Here is a 17,813-nt window from a genome sequence, read left to right as displayed (position 1 = left end):
CGCCGCAGGCGGCGGTCCGCGCGTGGTGTGACGGTCCGACGGATGTGTACGCGGAGAAGGGCGGAAGGGCGTCGATGGCGATTGCCAAGGCCGAGCGGCTGATGAATCTGGCGCTGTGTCTGCTCGGGACGCGCCGGCCGCTCAGCAAGCGCGAGTTGCGCGGTTCCATCGAGGCCTACATGGAGGCCGGCAACGACGAGTCCTTCAACCGCATGTTCGAGCGGGACAAGGACGATCTGCGCGAACTCGGCCTGGTCATCGAGACGGTGGAGAACCTGGAGGGCGAAACCGGCTATATGGCCCGCCGGGACAGCAACCGGCTGCCGCCCGTCTCCCTGGACGCCGAGGAGGCCGCCGCCCTGGGCCTCGCGGCCAAGGTCTGGCAGCAGGCCCGCCTCGCGGGGGCTGCCAGTGGCGCGCTGCAGAAGCTGCGCGCGGGCGGGATGCCGGAGGCGGGGGACCCGTACCAGGGGCAGCACAGTGCCATCGAGCCGCGCATCCCGGTCCACGAGGCGGCGTTCGAGCCGCTGATGCTGGCCTGCCGGGACCGCAGGCCGGTGGTCTTCGACTACCGCAAGTCCACCGCGGCCCGGCCCGAGACCCGTCAGGTGGAGCCGTGGGCGCTGGAGTGCTGGCGCGGCCACTGGTACCTGGCGGGTTACGACCGCGACCGGGGGGCGGAGCGGGTGTTCCGGCTCTCCCGGATCACCGGTAAGGTCCGCTCCCGGGCGGCGAAGTACACCGCGCAGGTGCCCGACGTGGTGACCGTACGGGAGACCGTGGCGAGGTGGGCCGGGGAGAGCGCGGAGCGCTCCGCGCTGATCCGGCTGCGCGCCGGGGCGGGGTATCCGCTGCGGGCCAAGGCCACGGCGGTCCGTGAGGGCGCGGACGGCTGGGACGAGCTGGAGATCCCCTACGGGCACGGGCTGGACGCCTGGCTGGTGGAGTTCGGGCCGGACGTCGTGGTGGTCGGGCCGGCCGATCTGCGGGCCGACGTGGTGGACCGGCTGCGGGCCGTCGCCGGGGCCTGACGGTCCGACGGGGCGTCCTTCGGCCGGCCGGCACACCGTCCGGCGGCCGCGCGGGCCGCCCACCTGAGATTCGCGACATCACACGACGTGCCCTGAGGGGGAGACGTACCAGCATGGCTGCCAACGCCATCGACCAGACCCGCCGGATGCTGTCCCTGGTGACGTACCTGCGCGAGCGCCCCGGTGCGCACGTCGCGGACGTCGCGCGCGCGTTCGGGATCACCGAGGACGAGCTGATCTCGGACCTCGACGTGCTGCCCATGTGCGGGACCAGCTTCCGCGGTGGGGACCTGCTCGACATCGACACCGACGGGGAGCGGATCTGGTGGCGCAACCCCGACGCGTCGGGGGAGTCCACCGCCGAGCCGCTGCGGCTGGCCGCCGACGAGGCGACCGCGCTGCTGGTGGCCGCGCGCGCGGTGGCGACCCTGCCCGGTCTGCGCGAGAGCGACCGGGACGCCCTGCTGCGGGCCACCGCCAAGCTGGAGGCGGCCGCGGGCGAGGCGGCCGGGGCCAGCTCCCGGCTGTCGGTGACCTTCGAGTCGGAGGGCGGGGTCTTCGCGGACGTCGACCGGGCCATCGCGGAGCGCCGGCGGCTGTGGCTGCGCTACTACTCGCCCGCGCGCGACGAGCTCACCGAGCGCAAGGTCGATCCGATCCGGCTGTTCGCGGTGGGGCACACGTACATGGAGGGCTGGTGCCACCTCTCCGAGGCCCGGCGCACCTTCCGCCTGGACCGGGTCGCGGAGATCCGGCTGCTGGACGAGCGGGCGGAGCCGCCCGCCATCGAGCCGCGCGACCTGTCCGAGGGGCTGGTGCAGCCCGCCGCCGAGGACCCGGAGGTCGTGGTCGAGGTGGGGCCGGGCGGCCGCTGGGTCGCCGAGTACTACCCGCACGACAGTGCGGAGGAGCTGGCCGAGGGGGGACTGCGGATCACCCTGCGCAGCCCGGACCCGGCCTCGCTGCGCCGGCTCGCGCTGCGGCTGGGCCGCGAAGGGCGGATCGTGGCTCCCGCCGAGCTGGCGCAGAGTGCCCGCAGCGCCGCGCGGGAAGCATTGGCGGGGTACGGGGAACAGGTCTGAGGGGAGCAGTGGTCGATGTCGTCTGCCCACGGGTCCGTCGCCTTCAAGGCGGCCTGTCCCGAGTGCCGGGCCCGCTTCGAGCTGGAGGCCGGCGCCCTGCGACTGGTCATAGGCGGCAGCCGGCGGACCACCTTCTACTCCTTCACCTGCCCCGAGTGCGGCGCGGTCGTACGCAAGCCGGCCGGTGAGCGCATCGTGGAGCTGCTGACCGGTGGCGGGGTGAGCACCCTGCGCAGCGTCTGACCGGGGTCGGGCCGCGGCCCGCGCGGGCGGGGCGCAGGAGCCGCGCGGACAGGGGCTAGGCTCGGCCCCATGCTGTGGCCGATGTTCGCAATTGCCCTCGGGTTCCTCTCCGTCGCCGTGCTCGCCGTCCTGGCCGCACGGGTCTACGTGGAGGTGCGCCGCCTGTCCGTACAGGTCGGGCAGGCCAGTCGCCGGATCGGTGACGCTTCGGGGGATCTCGAGCGGGCGGCGGCCGACCTGGCCCGGGCGGGCCGCGACGTGCGTCCTTAGAACGGGACGAATCGGTGTGACCGGGGCGGGGAAAAGGGTGTCGGCGGCAAGCCGGAAGACGCCGGGGGATTGCCGGGCGTTCACCACCTGGGGTTACGATCCTCGGTAGAGACCGTCCCAGGCGCCCGTCGGGTGTGCAGTGAACCTCGCAGCAAAGGAAGATACCTATGTTCGGCAACCTCAGGGGTTGGGAAATCTTCGTCATTCTCGGGGTCGTCATCCTGCTGTTCGGCGCGAAGAAGCTGCCGGACATGGCCCGCTCCCTCGGCAAGTCGGCCCGCATCCTCAAGAGCGAGGCCAAGGCCATGAAGAAGGACGGCGAGGCCGACGACGCCGCCGCGGCCGCTCCCGCCGCGGACGCCTCCGCGCAGCAGCCCGTCGTCCCGCGCACCATCCAGGCGGCGCCCGGTGACGTCACGAGCTCCCGGCCGGTGAGCGAGCCGAACCGCACCGCCCAGGGCTGACGCCAGCCGTACGCGCCAGTCATCTGCAACGAGACAAGGGACGTGGGTTGCTCAAGTCTGCCCGCAAGCAGGGGAAAGCGGACAAGGACGCCGAAGGGCGGATGCCTCTTGTCGAGCACCTGCGTGAGCTGAGAAACCGTCTGCTGAAGTCGGTCCTGGCGATCCTCCTGATCACGCTGGTGTCCGCCTTCTTCTACAAGGACCTCATCGACTTCATGCTGAAGCCGATGCTGGACTCCGTCGGCTGCACCGACGGGGTGGTCTCGCAGCGCAACGGCCGGCCCTGCGCCGACATGACCGTGAACGGCCTCATCGCGCCGTTCTCGATCGCCCTGAAGGTCTCGCTCACCGCCGGCGTGGTGCTCTCCGCGCCGGTGTGGCTCTTCCAGCTGTGGGCGTTCACCGCCCCCGGCCTGCACAGCCACGAGAAGAAGTACGCGATGAGCTTCGTCGCGGTCGGCGCGCCCCTGTTCGGCGCCGGCGCGGTGCTCGCGTACAAGATCCTCCCCCAGACCGCGATGGTCCTGCTCGACTTCACGCCCGAGCACGCGCGCAACCTGCTGCCGGTCGACGACTACCTCGACCTCGTCACCCGCATGGTCATCGTCTTCGGCCTGGCCTTCGAGCTGCCCCTGCTGCTGATCCTGCTGAACTTCACCGGCGTCCTGACCGCGAAGCGGCTGGGGGGCTGGTGGCGCGGCATGGTGCTGGGCATCACGGTCTTCTCCGCGTTCGCCACGCCGACCGGTGACCCGCTGACGATGCTGTCGCTGGCCGTCCCGATCGTGGCGCTCTACTTCATCGCGCTCGGCATCTGCCTGGTCAACGACCGCAGGCGCAAGCGCAACGACCCCGACGCGGGCCTGGACGACGACGAGGCCTCCGTGCTGGACCTGACACCGGCCCCGATCGGTGCCATGGAAGCGGTCGCGGCGCCGGCGGCGCTGCCCGGGCAAGCCGACGGCGGGCGCCAGCGGATCAACGGTTACGACGACGCGACCTGACAGGTACATTCCGGTGGGTGAGCTCTGAGATCACCCTCTTCGTCAATCCCACCGCCGGACGCGGCCGGGGCGCGTACGCCGCGCAGCCGGCCGCTTCCGCGTTGCGTGCGGCGGGCTTCTCGGTGAGGACCGTCGTCGGTACCGACGGGGCCGACGCGCTGGCCCGCCTCGGCGCCGTGGTCCGCGAGGGCACCGGCGCGGTGATCGCGGTGGGCGGTGACGGGGTGGTCTCCCTGGCACTGCAAGCCCTGGCGGGGACCTCGGTGCCGCTCGGCGTGGTCGCAGTCGGCACCGGCAACGACTTCGCGCGGGCGCTGGGGCTGCCCGTACGGGAGCCGGCCCGGGCGGGGCGGATGGCCGCCGACGCCCTGAAGGAGGGCCGGATCCGGGACGTCGACCTGGGGCGGGTCGGGGCCACCTGGTACGGGACCGTGCTGGCCTCGGGCTTCGACTCGCGGGTCAACGACCGGGGCAACCGGATGCGGCTGCCCGCCGGCCGCTTCAAGTACGACCTGGCGATGATCGCGGAGCTGGCCGCCTTCCGGCCGGTCGCCTACCGCATCACCCTGGACGACGGCCCGGTGATCGAGACCGAGGCCACGCTGGTGGCCGTCGGCAACGGCTCCACCTACGGCGGGGGCATGCGCATCTGCGCGGACGCCGTCACCGACGACGGGCTCTTCGACATCACGGTGGTCGGTGACTGCAGCCGGACCACGCTGCTCAAGGTCTTCCCCCGGGTCTACAAGGGGACGCACCTGAGCCACCCGAAGGTGAGCGTCCACCGGGCGCGGAAGGTGACCCTGGAGGCGGCCGGGCTGACCGCGTACGCGGACGGCGAGCCGCTGGGGCCGCTGCCGGTGACCGCGCGGTGCGTACCCGGGGCGGTCCGCGTCCTGACCTAGGAGGGGGGTGTCCCGGCCCGCTTAAATGACCGCGACTGTTGTCAGAGGTGACGGGTAGGCTCGATCTCAAGATGACCGAAGAACTCTCACCCGCCGAGCGGTACGCCGCTGCCCGGATCCGCGCCGCCGAAGAGGCCTCCGCCCTGGCTCCCTTCCGCGAGATGTACGAATTCGATCTGGACCCGTACCAGGTCGAGGCCTGCAAGGCACTGGAGGCGGGCAAGGGCGTCCTCGTCGCCGCCCCGACCGGCTCGGGCAAGACGATCGTCGGCGAGTTCGCCGTGCACCTGGCCCTCCAGCAGGGGCGCAAGTGCTTCTACACGACGCCGATCAAGGCCCTGTCCAACCAGAAGTACGCCGACCTCGTCAAGCGCTACGGCGCCGCCAAGGTGGGCCTGCTGACCGGTGACAACAGCGTCAACGGCGATGCGCCGGTGATCGTGATGACCACCGAGGTCCTGCGCAACATGCTGTACGCCGGCTCGCAGGCGCTGCGGGGCCTCGGCTACGTCGTCATGGACGAGGTCCACTACCTCTCCGACCGGTTCCGCGGAGCCGTCTGGGAAGAAGTGATCATCCACCTCCCCGAGTCGGTGACCCTGGTGTCACTGTCGGCGACCGTGTCCAACGCCGAGGAGTTCGGCGACTGGCTGGACACCGTCCGCGGGGACACCGAGGTGATCGTCTCCGAGGAGCGGCCCGTACCGCTGTGGCAGCACGTCATGGCCGGCCGCCGGATCTACGACCTCTTCGAGGAGGAGTCCGACCACGGCGGCCGCGGCTCCGCCCGCCGGGAGGTCAATCCCGACCTGCTGCGCATGGCGCGCGAGGAGAACAGCCGCACCTACATCCCCAAGGACCGGCGGCGCGGCAAGATGATCCGCGAGGCCGACCGCGAGCGCGAGCGGCGCTCCCGCGGCCGGATCTGGACCCCGTCCCGGCCCGAGGTCATCGCCCGCCTCGAAAGCGACGGGCTCCTGCCCGCGATCAACTTCATCTTCAGCCGGGCCGGCTGCGAGGCCGCGGTCCAGCAGTGCCTGTTCGCGGGCCTGCGGCTCAACGACGAACCGGCGCGGCTCAAGGTCCGCGAGCTCGTCGAGGCGCGGACCGCCTCCATCCCCACCGAGGACCTGCACGTCCTGGGGTACTACGAGTGGCTCGAAGGCCTGGAGCGGGGCATCGCCGCGCACCACGCGGGCATGCTGCCCACCTTCAAGGAGGTCGTGGAGGAACTGTTCGTCCGCGGCCTGGTGAAGGCCGTCTTCGCCACCGAGACCCTGGCGCTGGGCATCAACATGCCCGCGCGCACGGTGATCCTGGAGAAGCTCGTCAAGTGGAACGGCGAGCAGCACGCCGACATCACCCCCGGCGAGTACACGCAGCTGACCGGCCGGGCCGGGCGGCGCGGCATCGACGTCGAGGGCCACGCGGTGGTGCTCTGGCAGCGGGGCATGGACCCGGCGGGTCTCGCCGGGCTCGCCGGTACCCGTACGTATCCGCTGCGCTCCAGCTTCAAGCCCTCGTACAACATGGCCGTGAACCTGGTCAGCCAGTTCGGGCGGCACCGCTCGCGCGAGCTGCTGGAGACCTCCTTCGCGCAGTTCCAGGCGGACCGCTCGGTCGTCGGGATCTCCAGGCAGGTCCAGCGCAACGAGGAGGGCCTGGAGGGCTACCAGGAGGGCATGACCTGTCACCTGGGCGACTTCGAGGAGTACGCGCAGCTGCGCCGCGACCTCAAGGACCGTGAGACGGAGCTGGCCAAGCAGGGCGCGGCCCAGCGGCGGGTGCAGGCGGTCAGCTCGCTGGAGAAGCTCAAGCCGGGCGACATCATCCACGTGCCGACGGGCAAGTTCGCCGGGCTCGCGCTGGTCCTGGACCCGGGCGTGCCGGCCGGGCGGGTCAACGGGCACCGCGGGTACGAGTACGCGGAGGGCCCCCGCCCGCTGGTGCTCACCGCCGAGCGGCAGGTCAAGCGGCTCGCCGCGATCGACTTCCCGGTCCCGGTCGAGGCCCTCGACCGGATGCGGATCCCCAAGACCTTCAACGCGCGCTCGCCGCACTCCCGCCGCGACCTGGCCTCCCAGCTGCGGACCAAGGCCGGGCACATCACGCCGGAGCGGCGCGCCCGCGGCCGGGCCGCGGCCGCCGACGACCGCGAGATCGCCCGGCTGCGCGCCGAGCTGCGGGCGCACCCCTGCCACGGCTGCGACGAGCGGGAGGACCACGCCCGCTGGGCGGAGCGCTACCACCGGCTCAAGCGGGACACCCTCCAGCTGGAGCGGCGGATCGAGGGCCGCACGAACACCATCGCGCGCACCTTCGACCGGATCCACGCACTGCTCACCGAGCTGGACTACCTGCGCGAGGACGAGGTCACGGTGCACGGCAAGCGGCTCGCCCGGCTCTACGGCGAGCTGGACCTGCTGGCCTCCGAGTGCCTGCGCGCCAAGGTCTGGGAGGGTCTGAGCCCGGCCGAACTGGCGGCCTGCGTCTCGGCGTTGGTCTTCGAGGCGCGGCAGTCCGACGACGCGGTCGCGCCGAAGGTGCCGGGCGGCGCGGCGAAGGCGGCACTGGGCGAGATGGTCCGCATCTGGGGCCGGCTCGACGCGCTGGAGGAGGAGCACCGCATCAACCAGGCGGAGGGCGTGGGCCAGCGGGAGCCGGACCTCGGCTTCGCGTGGGCGGCCTACCAGTGGGCCTCCGACAGGAGCCTGGACGAGGTGCTGCGCGAGGCGGAGATGCCGGCCGGCGACTTCGTGCGCTGGTGCAAGCAGGTCATCGACGTGCTCGGGCAGATCGCGGCGGCCGCGCCCCCGTCCTCCGGGGAGGGCGGGAGCACGGTGGCGAAGAACGCCCGCAAGGCCGTGGACGCGCTGCTGCGCGGTGTCGTGGCCTACAGCTCGGTCGGCTGACCCCGTAGAGCGGGCGGCCGCCGCGCGGGGACTGCCCTGCGCGGCGGCCGGCCGTTCACCGGTCCGGGCGATCGGCCGGGCTCGGGGGATCACTGCTCCTCATCGGCGCTGCCGGCCTCCCAGCCCGCGCGGTCGTCCCAGGCCCGCAGGGTGCGGCCGCTCTCGAAGCGGTGTGCCGCTCCGGTGACGGGGTCGGTGAACGCCAGGACCCGGGCGAGGAGTTGCAGGGGCCTGCGGTAGTCGTCCGGGGCCGGATCGGTGACCCGCGGATAGACCGGATCGCCGAGGATGGGCAGGCCGAGGCCGTTCATGTGCACCCGCAGCTGGTGGGTGCGGCCGGTGCGCGGGGTCAGCCGGTAGCGGCCCAGGCCCGCGCGGGCCTCGACGAGTTCGATCAGGCTCTCGGCGTTCGGCTCGCCCCCGGGGACCTCGGTCGCCGCGATGACCCCCCGGGCCTTCTCGATCCTGCTGCGGACCGTGCGCGGCAGGGCGAGCGCCGGATCGTGGGGTGCGAGGGCCTCGTACTCCTTGTGCACCTCGCGCCGCTGGAACATGAGCTGGTACGCGCCACGGTCCTCGGGCCGGATGCTGAACATCACCAGACCCGCCGTCAGCCGGTCCAGGCGGTGCGCCGGGCTGAGCGCGGGCAGGTCCAGCTCCTCGCGGAGCCGGGCCAGGGCGGTCTGGGTGATGTGGCTGCCGCGCGGGGTGGTCGCCAGGAAGTGCGGCTTGTCCACGACCAGCAGGTGCGGGTCCCGGTAGACGACGCGGACCGCGAAGGGAACCGGCGGCTCGGGTTCCATGTCCCGGTGGAACCACAGGTAGCCCCCCGGCTCGTACGGGTCCCGCGCGTCCAGGACCCGCCCGCCCGGGCCGAGGACGCGGCCGGCGGCCAGCAGGTGCGCGATGGAAAGAGCGCCGCGGGTGCCGGCGTAGCGCGCGGTGAGGTAGCTGCCGAGGTCGGGCCACTGCCCGTCCGGGTCGGGCGGCAGGCGCAGCCGGACCGGGTCGATTCCGGCCCGCTGCGGGAGGGGGGAGGGGGGTGGCTGGGCTCTGCGTCTCATCGGGGACAGGCTATGCGGGCAGCCCTGCCGCCGGGCGAAGGCACCCAGGTGCGCTGAGGTGCAGGAGCCTAGGCGGCCGTGGCCCGGTCCTGTTCGGCCTCCACCGCGGCGTTCCAGTCGCGCTTGATCGCGCGCCAGCCCTCGTCCGTCTCGCCCAGGCGCCAGTAGCCCGAGATCGACAGGCGTTCGCGGGGGACGCCGCGTTCCAGGCGCAGGTGGCGGCGCAGCTCCTTGACGAAGCCCGCCTCGCCGTGCACGAAGGCGTGGACGTCCGTGGAGGGGAACTCCAGGGCGGTGACCGCCTCGACCAGTGCCTCGCCCACCGGGCGCCCGCCCCGGTGGAGCCAGACCGGCAGGACGCCGTCCGGGGTGGCGAACTTCAGCTCGTCCCGCGGCCCCTCGACCTCGACGAGGGCGTGGACCCGCGCGCCCGCCGGCATCCGCTCCATCGACGCGGCGATCGCCGGAAGGGCGCTCTCGTCGCCCACCAGGAGGTGCCAGCCGGCCGTCGGGTCGGGCGCGTAGGCGCCGCCCGGGCCGAGGAAGCGCACGAGCTCTCCCGGCTCGACCCGGGCCGCCCAGGGGCCGGCCAGGCCCTCGTCGCCGTGGACGACGAAGTCGAGCGTCAGCTCCCGTTGCACCGCATCCCAGCTCCGTACGGTGTACGCGCGCTGGCGCGGCCACTGCGCGCGCGGGAAGTCGGTGCGGATCTGCTCCAGGTTCCACGGCGAGGGGTAGGTGACGCCTTCCGCGGGGAAGAGGATCTTGACGTAGTGGTCGGTGAACTGCCCCGCGCCGAAGCCGGCCAGGCCCTCACCGCCCAGCACGATCCGCACCATGTGCGGCGAGAGCCGCTCGGTGCGTACGACAACAGCGGTACCGACGCTGCGGGCGCGTCCTTCTGCCACGGTGCTTCCCCTGACTCCCCTGAAACTTAGCCTTACCTAAGTTAACACCTCAGGCGCGCAAAGCGTTGCTCAGGCGGGTTACCGCTCCGCCCAAGCCCCACCGATGGGCTAGCGCGTCGACCAGTTCCGGCTGGGCGGGCGCCGTCGGGCGGGCCGGGTCGAACGGCGGGAGCGGGACGTCACCGGCCACCCGCACCACCTTCGGGGCCACCGCCAGATACGGCCGGGACTCGTCCAGCCGCTTGCGCTGCGCGGGGGTCAGCTTCGACTTCGGGTCGTCGACCGCCGCGATGATCCCCGCCAGGCTGCCGTAGGCGTCGAGGAGCTTGGCCGCCGTCTTCTCGCCGATCCCCGGCACGCCCGGCAGCCCGTCGCTCGGGTCGCCGCGCAGCAGCGCCAGGTCGGCGTATCCGGGACCGTCCACCCCGTACTTCTCGCGGAGCCAGGCCTCGTCGGTCACCTGGAGGGTCCCCACCCCCTTGAGGGGGTACAGCACCCGGCGCTGGCGGGCGTCGTCCACCAGCTGGTACAGGTCCCGGTCGCCCGTGACGATGTCCACCGGGCCCGTCGCGCGCGCGGTCAATGTGCCGATCACGTCGTCCGCCTCGTATCCGGCCACCCCCACACGGGCGATGCCGAAGGCGTCCAGCGCCGTCTCGATGATCGGCACCTGCGGGGCGAGTGTGTCCGGGACCTCCTCCACGTCGGGGCCCGTCTCGGTCTCGCTCGCGACCCGGTGGGCCTTGTACGAGGGGATCAGATCCACCCGCCACTGCGGGCGCCAGTCGGCGTCCATGCAGGCCACCAGGTCGTCCGGCCGGTGGTCCTGGACGAGCCGTCCGATGAAGTCCAGGAGCCCGCGCACGGCGTTGACCGGGGTGCCGTCCGGAGCCTTCACGGAGTCCGGCACACCGAAGTAGGCGCGGAAGTAGAGGGATGCGGTGTCCAGGAGCATCAGGCGTCGTGTCGTCACGGAGTCGATGATGCCGCACCGCGCACCCGCCACGGACGGTGAGCGGACGGTCAGCACAGGGGTACGGGAAGGGCCGTGCACGCGAAACCGGAGCCGGTTGCTGCGTATGGTGCTTACAGCACACCCATGTGCGCCGGACAAGGGGAGGGCAGCCCCGACATGAACAGCAGGGACGGCACGGACGGCCTGGTCGACAAGCTGGACGACAGGAACGACAAGACCAAGGACAAGGACAAGGACGGCAAAGAGCCGCTCCGAGTGGGCGTCGCCGTGCGCAAGCGGCGCCGCGCGCTCCACCTCACGCTGGCCGCCGTATCGGCGCGCAGCGGCTTGTCGGTGCCCTTCCTGAGCCAGATAGAGAACGAGCGGGCCCGGCCCAGCATGCGGTCCCTGGAGCGGGTGGCGGACGCGCTGGAGACCACGGCCGTGGAACTGCTGGCCGCCTCCGACACCGCGCGCACGGTGGACCTCGTACGGGCCGGTGACGAGCCCGGGCTCACCCCGATCCCCGGCGTACGGCCCCTCGTGCGCGGGCACCACCAGCTGCACGCCCTGGAATTTACGGGGGACCAGGACGCCGGCCGCGAGTACCAGCACCGCAACGACGAGCTGATGTACGTGGTCGCGGGCGCCTGCCAGGTGGAGGCGGAGGGACGGGCGTACCGGCTGGAGAACGGGGACGCGCTGTTCCTGTCGGGAGGCGTACGCCATCGCTGGCGGGCCGTCACCGAGGACACCCGGATCCTGGTGGTCGCGGTGGGCGACCACATCCACGCGACGTCCGAGCCCCCCTCGCCGGGGCACTGAACGGGTGCGGCGCGTCGTCTCGCTGGTCCCCTCGCTGACCGAGGCGGTGGCCGAGAGTGCCCCGGGCCTGCTCGTCGGGGTGACGGACTGGTGCACCCATCCGGCGGACCTCGGTGACGCGGTCCGGATCGGCGGGACGAAGAACCCCGACGTCAGCGCGATCGCGGAGCTGCGGCCGGACCTGGTGATCGCCAACGAGGAGGAGAACCGGGCCCCGGACCTGGCGGCGCTGCGCGCGGCCGGGGTGGAGGTGCTCGTCACCGAGATCCGGGACCTGCCGCCGGCCGTGCGGGAGCTGGACCGGGTGCTCGTGGGGGCGCTGGGGCTGGCGCGGCCGGGCTGGCTGGCGGACGTGGAGGCCGCCTGGGCCCGGGTGGAGCCGGCCCGCGCGCTCACCGCCTTCGTGCCCGTGTGGCGCCGGCCCTGGATGGTGCTGGGCCGGGACACCTTCGCGGGGGACCTGCTGGCACGGCTGGGTGTGCGCAACGCGTACGCCGGGCACCCGGAGCGCTATCCCCGGGTCCCGGCGCAGGAGCTGGCGGCGAGCGGCTGCGATCTGGTGGTGCTCCCGGACGAGCCGTACCGCTTCACGGCCGAGGACGGCCCGGAAGCCTTCCCCGGCCTGGCCGCCGCGCTGGTCAGCGGCCACCACCTGACCTGGTACGGACCCTCGCTGGCGCAGGCCCCGGAGGTCCTGGGCCGGGCCCTGCGCGAGCCGTTGCGGTCTGCCTAGCGGGGAGCGGCGAGCAGGAGGCCGGAGAGCAGGCCGCGCACGGTGTGGACGGCGGCCAGCAGCCAGGCGGTCACCAGGCCGAGGAAGAGGACGGCGGCGAGCCAGGCGAAGGCGGTCAGGCCGGTGTGGTGGGCCAGGCCGGTGGCGCCGGTCACGCAGGTGCCGACGGGGAAGGTCAGGGCCCACCAGGTCATGGCGAATCCCATGCCGTGGCGGGCCGCACGGACCAGCATGGCCGCGGACAGGGCCAGCCACAGCAGGGCGAAGCCCATCACGGGCACCCCGTAGACGACGGCGAAGGCGCCGAGCGCTCCGGCGTAGGGGGCGCCGATCGACTGGGGAGCCACGTCGGCGAGCTGGTTCACGGCGGTGGTGGACTGGCCGAGGGGGCCCAGGACCAGGAACAGCGTGGGGGTGAGGACCAGGGGGAGGGGACCGCCCACGATCAGCCGCCCGAAGACCAGGGGAAGCATCAGCAGGACGGCCAGCAGGCTGACGCCGAACATGGCGTAGCAGGCGAGCAGCAGGGACTCGCGGGGCTGGCCGGCGGGCAGGTGGGGGATCAGCAGGGGGCCGGCGGCGGCGGAGACCATCGGGGGGACCAGGGAGAGCAGCCAGACGGGGGTCGCCTGCCGGGCCTCGACCTTGTGCCGCACCACCATCAGATAGGGCACGGCCACGGCCGTGACCAGGCCGATCACGGTGCCCGCGGTGAAGAGCACGGCGTCCGCGGCGATGGCGGCGCCGGCCCCGACGAGGTCCTTGCCGACGATGAGGGTGCCGCTGCCGACGGCTATGAGCGCCATCGCGAGACAGCCGTAGAAGGGGGCGACGGCGGGATCGAGGAGGTGCGCGCGGGCCTGGTCGCGGTGGTGGATCCAGTGGCCGGCGCGGGCGGCGAGCAGGACGGCGAGGGCGACCGCGGACAGGGTCCAGAGGAGCTGGCAGGCCACGCGCTGGCCGGGCACCTGGTACGGGAGGGCCGCGCCGGCGTTGGCGACGATCGCCGTGCCCATGACGGAGGCGTACCAGTTGGGGCCGAGGTGCCGCAGGGCCTTGTGGGCCCGGGGCAGCCGGGAGGTGGTGAGGGTGCGGGGTCGCACGAGGGTGGTGGCCATGGACCCAGCCTCGCGCCGGGGCGGCCGGGGCGGCAGAGGTCATCTGGCTATGAGGTCATAAACTGACGTTATGACTGACGAGACGTGGATTCCGCTGGCCCACCGGGTGCCGGACCTGGGCTCGCTGGAACTGCTGCTCGCGGTCGCGCGGGACGGCAGCCTCAGCGGCGCGGCGCGGCGGCTGGGCATCACCCAGCCCGCGGCGAGCAGCCGGATCCGGGCGATGGAGACGCGGCTCGGCGTCGCGCTGGTGGACCGTTCTCCCCGGGGGTCGACGCTGACGGCGCAGGGCGCGCTGGTCACCGACTGGGCGCGGCGGGTGGTGGAGGCCGCGGAGGCCTTCGACGCCGGCGCGCAGGCCCTGCGGGGGCAGCGGGACTCGCGGCTGCGGGTGGCCGCCAGCATGACCATCGCGGAGTACCTGCTGCCGGGGTGGCTGATCGCGCTGCGCGGGCAGCGGCCGGACACGGCGGTGTCGCTGCACGCGGGGAACTCGGCGGTGGTCGCCGAACGCGTCCTCGCCCATGAGGCGGACCTCGGCTTCGTGGAGGGGCTGACCGTGCCGGACGGCCTGGACTCGGCGGTGATCGCGCAGGACCGGCTCGTCGTGGCGGTGGCGCCGGGGCATCCGTGGGCGGGGCGCTCGCGGGGGGTGGAGGCGGCGGAACTGGCGTCGACCCCCCTGATCCTGCGGGAGCGCGGGTCGGGGACGCGGCAGGTGCTGGACGCCGCGCTGGCTGCGAGCGGGGGCCTGGCGGCGCCGCTGCTGGAGCTGGCGTCGACCACCGCGGTGAAGGCGGCGGCGCTGAGCGGTGCCGGGCCGTGCGTGCTGTCGGAGCTGGCGGTGGTCGATGAGCTGGCGGCGCGGAGGCTGGTGGAGGTGCCGGTGGGCGGGGCCGGGCTGGGGCGCGAGCTGCGGGCCGTCTGGCCGACGGGGGCGCGGCCCGGTGGGCCTGCCCGTGACCTGCTGTCGCTCACGCGTCGCCGCACATCCAGCCCCGCCGGCGTTTGAGGCGCGGGGTCGGGGGCGGAGCCGCGGTCTTTCACCCCGCCGCCCCATCCGGAGGCGGGCCGGGGGCGCTGCCCCCGGACCCCCGCGCCTCAAACGCCGACGGGGCTGGATGGTCAGGCCACCGGGATTGCCGTGCGGGCCGTGGCCGCAGCGATGAGGGACGACATCACGCGGGTGTCCTCGTCCCGTTCCGGGTGCCACTGGACGCCCAGGACCCATCGCTCGGGGTCGGGCAGTTCGATCGCCTCCACCGTCCCGTCGACCGCATGGGCCGAGACGAGCAGGCCGCGGCCCAGGCGGTCGACGGCCTGGTGGTGGTAGGTCGGGACCTGCGCCACCTCGGGGACCAGCGCCGCGTACCGGGTGCCCGGGACCGGGTGGACCGGGTGCCAGGACATGACGCCCGGGGTGTCGGCGTGGCCGTCGATGTGCTGGATCAGCGTGCCGCCGAGGGCCACGTTCAGTGCCTGCATGCCCCGGCAGATCCCCAGCACCGGAGTGTCCGAGTCGAGCGCCGCGGTGAGCAGGGCCAGCTCCCACTGGTCGCGGACGGTCGCGGGGGCTCCCGTACGGGGGTCGCGCGCGGCGCCGTAGTGGACCGGGTCCACGTCCGGGCCGCCCGCGACCACCAGGCCGTCCACCCGGCTCAGCACCTCCGCCGCCGCCCCGGGTTCGTCCGGCGGGAGCAGTACGGCCGAGCCGCCCGCCGCCTGGACGAGTTCGTAGTACCCGGAGGGCACGAGGGACGTCGGGATGTCCCACACCCCGTAGCGGGTGGATTCCTCCACGTAGGTGGTGATGCCGATGAGCGGCCTGGGCACGTTCGATACCTCCAGCGGGAGCGGACAGCAGGGTCAGGGTGTCAGTCGCGGGACAGTTCCGCCTCGGCTTCGGCGAGAGCCGCGAACTCCTCTTCGGGAGCGGAGGCCACGAGGTGGTGCCGGCTGTAGAGGGCGAAGTAGGCGAGGGCGACGGCGTACACGGCCAGTGCGATGAACGCCGCGTCCTTGTCCACCAGGAAGGTGGCGACCAGGGCCGACAGGGCGAGCGCGAAGGCCGCCGAGGAGGTCAGGATCCCGCCGGGGGTGCGGTACGGGCGCTCCAGGCCCGGCTCCCGGCGCCGCAGCACGATGTGGGACAGGGCCATCAGCGCGTAGGAGATGGTGGCGCCGAACACCGCGATGTTGAGCATGCGTTCGCCGTTGCCGGTGGCCGCGGCGAGGGCGAAACCGATCGCGCCGGGGATGACGAGGCCCAGGTACGGGGCCTTGCGCTTCGAGGTGAGGGACAGGAAGCGGGGCAGGTAGCCGGCCCGCGAAAGGGCGAAGAGCTGGCGCGAGCCCGCGTAGATGAGGGAGAAGAAGGAGGCCACCAGCCCGGCCAGGCCCGCGTAGTTCACGAACCGGCTCAGCGCGGTTGGGCCGCCGTCCCCCTCCAGCGCGATGATCAGCGGGTTGCCCGCCTTGACGGCGTCCGCGCCTTGGGCGCCCGTCGCGGCGAAGAAGGTGATCAGCGCCAGCAGGGCGAGCACGCCCATGGCGGTGGCGAGCGCCTTCGGCATGGAGCGGACCGGGTCCTTGGCCTCCTCGGCCGCCAGCGGTACGCCTTCCACGCCCAGGAAGAACCACATGCCGAAGGGGAACGCGGCCCAGATGCCCAGTACGCCCAGCGGCAGCCAGGAGTTCGAGCCGAAGGCGGTCTCGTCCACCGCGATGTCGTTCAGGCCGGCGGTGTCGAACTCGGTGAAGGCCCCCACCGCGAAGATCAGCAGCGCGGCGACGGCGACGGCGGTCACGACCAGGCTGAAGCGCAGGGCTTCGCCCACGCCCCAGAGGTGCACGCCGATGAAGATCACGAAGCAGCCGAGGTAGACCGGCCAGCTGGAGGTCAGGCCGAAGAGGCCGAGGGACTCGACGTAGTCGCCGATGAAGATGACGATCGCGGCCGGGGCCAGGATGTACTCGATGAGGATGGCGGTGCCGGTGAGGAAACCGCCCCAGGGGCCCAGCGCGCGGCGGGCGAAGCCGTAGCCGCCGCCCGCCGTCGGCAGGATGCTGGACAGCTCCGCCAGGGAGAAGACCAGGCAGGCGTACATCGCGCCCATGAGGACGGTGGCGATGGCGAGGCCGCCGAAGCCGCCCTTCTCCAGGCCCACGTTCCAGCCCGCGAAGTCCCCGGAGACGACGTAGGCGACTCCGAGGCCGGTGAGCAGCAGCCAGCCGGCGCTGCCGCGGCGCAGGGTGCGGCGTTCCAGGTAGGCATCGCCGCCCTCGGGGGACCCGGTGGATTCGGCTACGGCTGTCCGCCGTGGCTCGATGTCGTTGGCCATCGTGCGCTCCTGCCTCAGGGCAATGGTTGTGGGCCGTACCTTTGCCGTAGTGGAGCGGGGTGCGCAAGACCTCTGCGTTAAACAGAAGTTACGAAAGCCTCTCGGGCCGCGCCCGCCGCGCCGCGCCCCGCCCCGCCCGGCCCGGCCCGGAGGGGCTCAGGCCAGGAACCCCCGCAGCAGCGCCGCCGTGCCGCAGCAGTGCTCGCGCATCGTCTCGCGCGCCCCGGCCGCGTCCCGTTCCAGCACCGACTCCACCAGGGCGGTGTGCTGCTGCTGGGAGTGCTCCAGGTTGCGCACCAGGAGCGGGATGCAGTCCAGCAGGTCGTTGACCGTGGCCCGGACCGCCGCGTACTGGGCCGTCAGGGTGGCGGAGCCGGCCAGTTCGCACAGGGTGAGGTGGAAGAGGGTGTCCTGGCGGCGGTACTCGGCGAGCGGGGCGTCGTGGGTGGCCCCCAGTGCCGCGAGCAGCCGCTCGGTGCCCTCCTCGGTCAGTCCCTGGGAGGCGCACAGTCCGGCCGCCCCCACCTCCAGGACCTCGCGGAACCGCAGGACGTCCTCGATGTCCACGCCCGCGACGCGCCGGCGCAGCTCCTCCTCGGCCCCGCCCGCCGGGAAGTCGGGGCGGGGCCGGACGAACGTTCCTCCGTACCGTCCGCGCCGGGCCTCCACCAGGCCCTGGTCCTGTAGGACCTTCAGCACCTCGCGCAGGGTCACCCGGCTGATCCCCATGCGCTCCGCCAGCTCCCGCTCGGGCGGCAGGCGTTCGCCGCCCGGCACCAGACCCAGCCGGACCACCTGGAGGATCTGCTCCAGGGCCTCCTCGAACCCGTTGCCCGCCCGCACCTGCCGCAGTACGGGATTCAGCCGCCGGGCGGCGTCACCTTCGCTCGCCGTGTCGGTCATATCGGCTCCTCCCCTTCCCAAGCAATGGTTCTATTCAATACCTTAGGCCTCCTCG

Annotated in this window: 18 protein-coding genes; 11 read left to right on the top strand and 7 right to left on the bottom strand. The window is 73.0% G+C overall.

Annotated elements, in window-relative coordinates; genetic code table 11:
• The first annotated feature begins 74 nt into the window (after positions 1 to 74).
• The 8 genes from AC07DU_RS15265 to AC07DU_RS15230 all read left to right on the top strand — a co-directional run bounded on the left by AC07DU_RS15265 (position 75) and on the right by AC07DU_RS15230 (position 7,911).
• Positions 75 to 1,031 carry a helix-turn-helix transcriptional regulator gene (locus AC07DU_RS15265; RefSeq protein WP_360887575.1) on the top strand — a complete coding sequence of 319 codons (957 nt, stop codon included), beginning with the start codon at positions 75 to 77 and terminating at the stop codon, positions 1,029 to 1,031.
• A 113-nt stretch (positions 1,032 to 1,144) separates the two neighbouring features.
• The gene (locus AC07DU_RS15260) at positions 1,145 to 2,113 is read left to right on the top strand and encodes a helix-turn-helix transcriptional regulator (protein WP_360887572.1); all 969 of its coding nucleotides are present in this window, start codon (positions 1,145 to 1,147) and stop codon (positions 2,111 to 2,113) included.
• A gap of 15 nt (positions 2,114 to 2,128) precedes the next feature.
• Entirely contained in the window at positions 2,129 to 2,356 is a 228-nt protein-coding gene (locus AC07DU_RS15255) for a hypothetical protein (protein ID WP_479111728.1), read from the top strand.
• A gap of 69 nt (positions 2,357 to 2,425) precedes the next feature.
• Positions 2,426 to 2,626, top strand: a complete 201-nt coding sequence (locus AC07DU_RS15250) for a hypothetical protein (RefSeq protein WP_360887566.1) — start codon at positions 2,426 to 2,428, stop codon at positions 2,624 to 2,626.
• A gap of 167 nt (positions 2,627 to 2,793) precedes the next feature.
• The gene (tatA, locus tag AC07DU_RS15245; RefSeq protein ID WP_479111726.1) at positions 2,794 to 3,090 is read left to right on the top strand and encodes a Sec-independent protein translocase subunit TatA; all 297 of its coding nucleotides are present in this window, start codon (positions 2,794 to 2,796) and stop codon (positions 3,088 to 3,090) included.
• 47 nt (positions 3,091 to 3,137) lie between these two features.
• A complete protein-coding gene (gene tatC, locus AC07DU_RS15240) occupies positions 3,138 to 4,094 on the top strand; it encodes a twin-arginine translocase subunit TatC (RefSeq protein WP_360887560.1) in 957 nt (318 codons plus the stop codon).
• A gap of 17 nt (positions 4,095 to 4,111) precedes the next feature.
• The gene (locus tag AC07DU_RS15235; RefSeq protein WP_360887557.1) at positions 4,112 to 4,999 is read left to right on the top strand and encodes a diacylglycerol kinase; all 888 of its coding nucleotides are present in this window, start codon (positions 4,112 to 4,114) and stop codon (positions 4,997 to 4,999) included.
• Between the two features lie 71 nt (positions 5,000 to 5,070).
• On the top strand, positions 5,071 to 7,911 hold the full coding sequence (locus tag AC07DU_RS15230; protein WP_453374286.1) for a DEAD/DEAH box helicase: 2,841 nt from the start codon (positions 5,071 to 5,073) through the stop codon (positions 7,909 to 7,911).
• Positions 7,912 to 8,000: 89 nt separating this feature from the next.
• Here AC07DU_RS15230 and AC07DU_RS15225 read toward each other — a convergent pair whose 3' ends face one another.
• The 3 genes from AC07DU_RS15225 to AC07DU_RS15215 form a co-directional block, all read right to left on the bottom strand.
• On the bottom strand, positions 8,001 to 8,975 hold the full coding sequence (locus tag AC07DU_RS15225) for an RluA family pseudouridine synthase (protein ID WP_479111724.1): 975 nt from the start codon (positions 8,973 to 8,975) through the stop codon (positions 8,001 to 8,003).
• A 68-nt stretch (positions 8,976 to 9,043) separates the two neighbouring features.
• Entirely contained in the window at positions 9,044 to 9,883 is an 840-nt protein-coding gene (locus AC07DU_RS15220; protein WP_479111722.1) for a siderophore-interacting protein, read from the bottom strand.
• 49 nt (positions 9,884 to 9,932) lie between these two features.
• Positions 9,933 to 10,838 carry a 5'-3' exonuclease gene (locus AC07DU_RS15215; RefSeq protein WP_360887992.1) on the bottom strand — a complete coding sequence of 302 codons (906 nt, stop codon included), beginning with the start codon at positions 10,836 to 10,838 and terminating at the stop codon, positions 9,933 to 9,935.
• 276 nt (positions 10,839 to 11,114) lie between these two features.
• Here AC07DU_RS15215 and AC07DU_RS15210 point away from each other — a divergent pair, with 276 nt between their 5' ends.
• Together AC07DU_RS15210 and AC07DU_RS15205 are read left to right on the top strand one after the other, a co-directional pair.
• Positions 11,115 to 11,663: a helix-turn-helix domain-containing protein gene (locus AC07DU_RS15210; RefSeq protein WP_360887990.1), complete on the top strand. Its 549-nt coding sequence runs from the start codon at positions 11,115 to 11,117 to the stop codon at positions 11,661 to 11,663.
• A gap of 4 nt (positions 11,664 to 11,667) precedes the next feature.
• The gene (locus AC07DU_RS15205; RefSeq protein ID WP_479111720.1) at positions 11,668 to 12,396 is read left to right on the top strand and encodes a helical backbone metal receptor; all 729 of its coding nucleotides are present in this window, start codon (positions 11,668 to 11,670) and stop codon (positions 12,394 to 12,396) included.
• Here the strand turns inward: AC07DU_RS15205 and AC07DU_RS15200 are convergent.
• Positions 12,393 to 13,514, bottom strand: coding sequence for a TDT family transporter (locus tag AC07DU_RS15200; RefSeq protein ID WP_479111718.1), 1,122 nt, complete (start codon positions 13,512 to 13,514; stop codon positions 12,393 to 12,395). The two genes, AC07DU_RS15205 and AC07DU_RS15200, sit on opposite strands and share 4 nt — an antisense overlap.
• A 70-nt stretch (positions 13,515 to 13,584) precedes the next feature.
• Here AC07DU_RS15200 and AC07DU_RS15195 point away from each other — a divergent pair, with 70 nt between their 5' ends.
• On the top strand, positions 13,585 to 14,526 hold the full coding sequence (locus tag AC07DU_RS15195; protein WP_453375151.1) for a LysR family transcriptional regulator: 942 nt from the start codon (positions 13,585 to 13,587) through the stop codon (positions 14,524 to 14,526).
• Positions 14,527 to 14,639: 113 nt separating this feature from the next.
• Here the strand turns inward: AC07DU_RS15195 and AC07DU_RS15190 are convergent, their stop codons facing one another.
• From AC07DU_RS15190 to AC07DU_RS15180, 3 genes are all read right to left on the bottom strand, one after another.
• Complete coding sequence (locus AC07DU_RS15190) at positions 14,640 to 15,347, bottom strand: gamma-glutamyl-gamma-aminobutyrate hydrolase family protein (protein ID WP_479111715.1); 708 nt, start codon at positions 15,345 to 15,347, stop codon at positions 14,640 to 14,642.
• A 41-nt stretch (positions 15,348 to 15,388) separates the two neighbouring features.
• A complete protein-coding gene (gene eat, locus AC07DU_RS15185) occupies positions 15,389 to 16,855 on the bottom strand; it encodes an ethanolamine permease (RefSeq protein ID WP_453285119.1) in 1,467 nt (488 codons plus the stop codon).
• A gap of 156 nt (positions 16,856 to 17,011) precedes the next feature.
• Positions 17,012 to 17,758 (bottom strand): FadR/GntR family transcriptional regulator, encoded by a 747-nt coding sequence (locus AC07DU_RS15180; RefSeq protein ID WP_360887523.1) that lies wholly within the window; start codon positions 17,756 to 17,758, stop codon positions 17,012 to 17,014.
• Between the last annotated feature and the right edge of the window lie 55 nt (positions 17,759 to 17,813).

The organism is Streptomyces sp. NPDC045695, from assembly GCF_056432025.1.
The sequence above is the reverse complement of the archived record's forward strand: the minus strand, read 5'-3'. Positions and strand labels throughout refer to the sequence as shown.

Excerpts from the sequence above, each read along its gene's own strand:
- AC07DU_RS15250 (WP_360887566.1), top strand. The coding sequence starts at position 2,426 with ATGCTGTGGCCGATGTTCGCAATTGCCCTCGGGTTCCTCTCCGTCGCC.
- AC07DU_RS15200 (WP_479111718.1), bottom strand. The coding sequence starts at position 13,514 with ATGGCCACCACCCTCGTGCGACCCCGCACCCTCACCACCTCCCGGCTG.
- AC07DU_RS15265 (WP_360887575.1), top strand. The coding sequence starts at position 75 with ATGGCGATTGCCAAGGCCGAGCGGCTGATGAATCTGGCGCTGTGTCTG.
- eat (WP_453285119.1), bottom strand. The coding sequence starts at position 16,855 with ATGGCCAACGACATCGAGCCACGGCGGACAGCCGTAGCCGAATCCACC.
- AC07DU_RS15195 (WP_453375151.1), top strand. The coding sequence starts at position 13,585 with ATGACTGACGAGACGTGGATTCCGCTGGCCCACCGGGTGCCGGACCTG.
- AC07DU_RS15260 (WP_360887572.1), top strand. The coding sequence starts at position 1,145 with ATGGCTGCCAACGCCATCGACCAGACCCGCCGGATGCTGTCCCTGGTG.
- AC07DU_RS15255 (WP_479111728.1), top strand. The coding sequence starts at position 2,129 with ATGTCGTCTGCCCACGGGTCCGTCGCCTTCAAGGCGGCCTGTCCCGAG.
- tatA (WP_479111726.1), top strand. The coding sequence starts at position 2,794 with ATGTTCGGCAACCTCAGGGGTTGGGAAATCTTCGTCATTCTCGGGGTC.
- AC07DU_RS15225 (WP_479111724.1), bottom strand. The coding sequence starts at position 8,975 with ATGAGACGCAGAGCCCAGCCACCCCCCTCCCCCCTCCCGCAGCGGGCC.
- AC07DU_RS15230 (WP_453374286.1), top strand. The coding sequence starts at position 5,071 with ATGACCGAAGAACTCTCACCCGCCGAGCGGTACGCCGCTGCCCGGATC.
- AC07DU_RS15215 (WP_360887992.1), bottom strand. The coding sequence starts at position 10,838 with ATGCTCCTGGACACCGCATCCCTCTACTTCCGCGCCTACTTCGGTGTG.
- AC07DU_RS15180 (WP_360887523.1), bottom strand. The coding sequence starts at position 17,758 with ATGACCGACACGGCGAGCGAAGGTGACGCCGCCCGGCGGCTGAATCCC.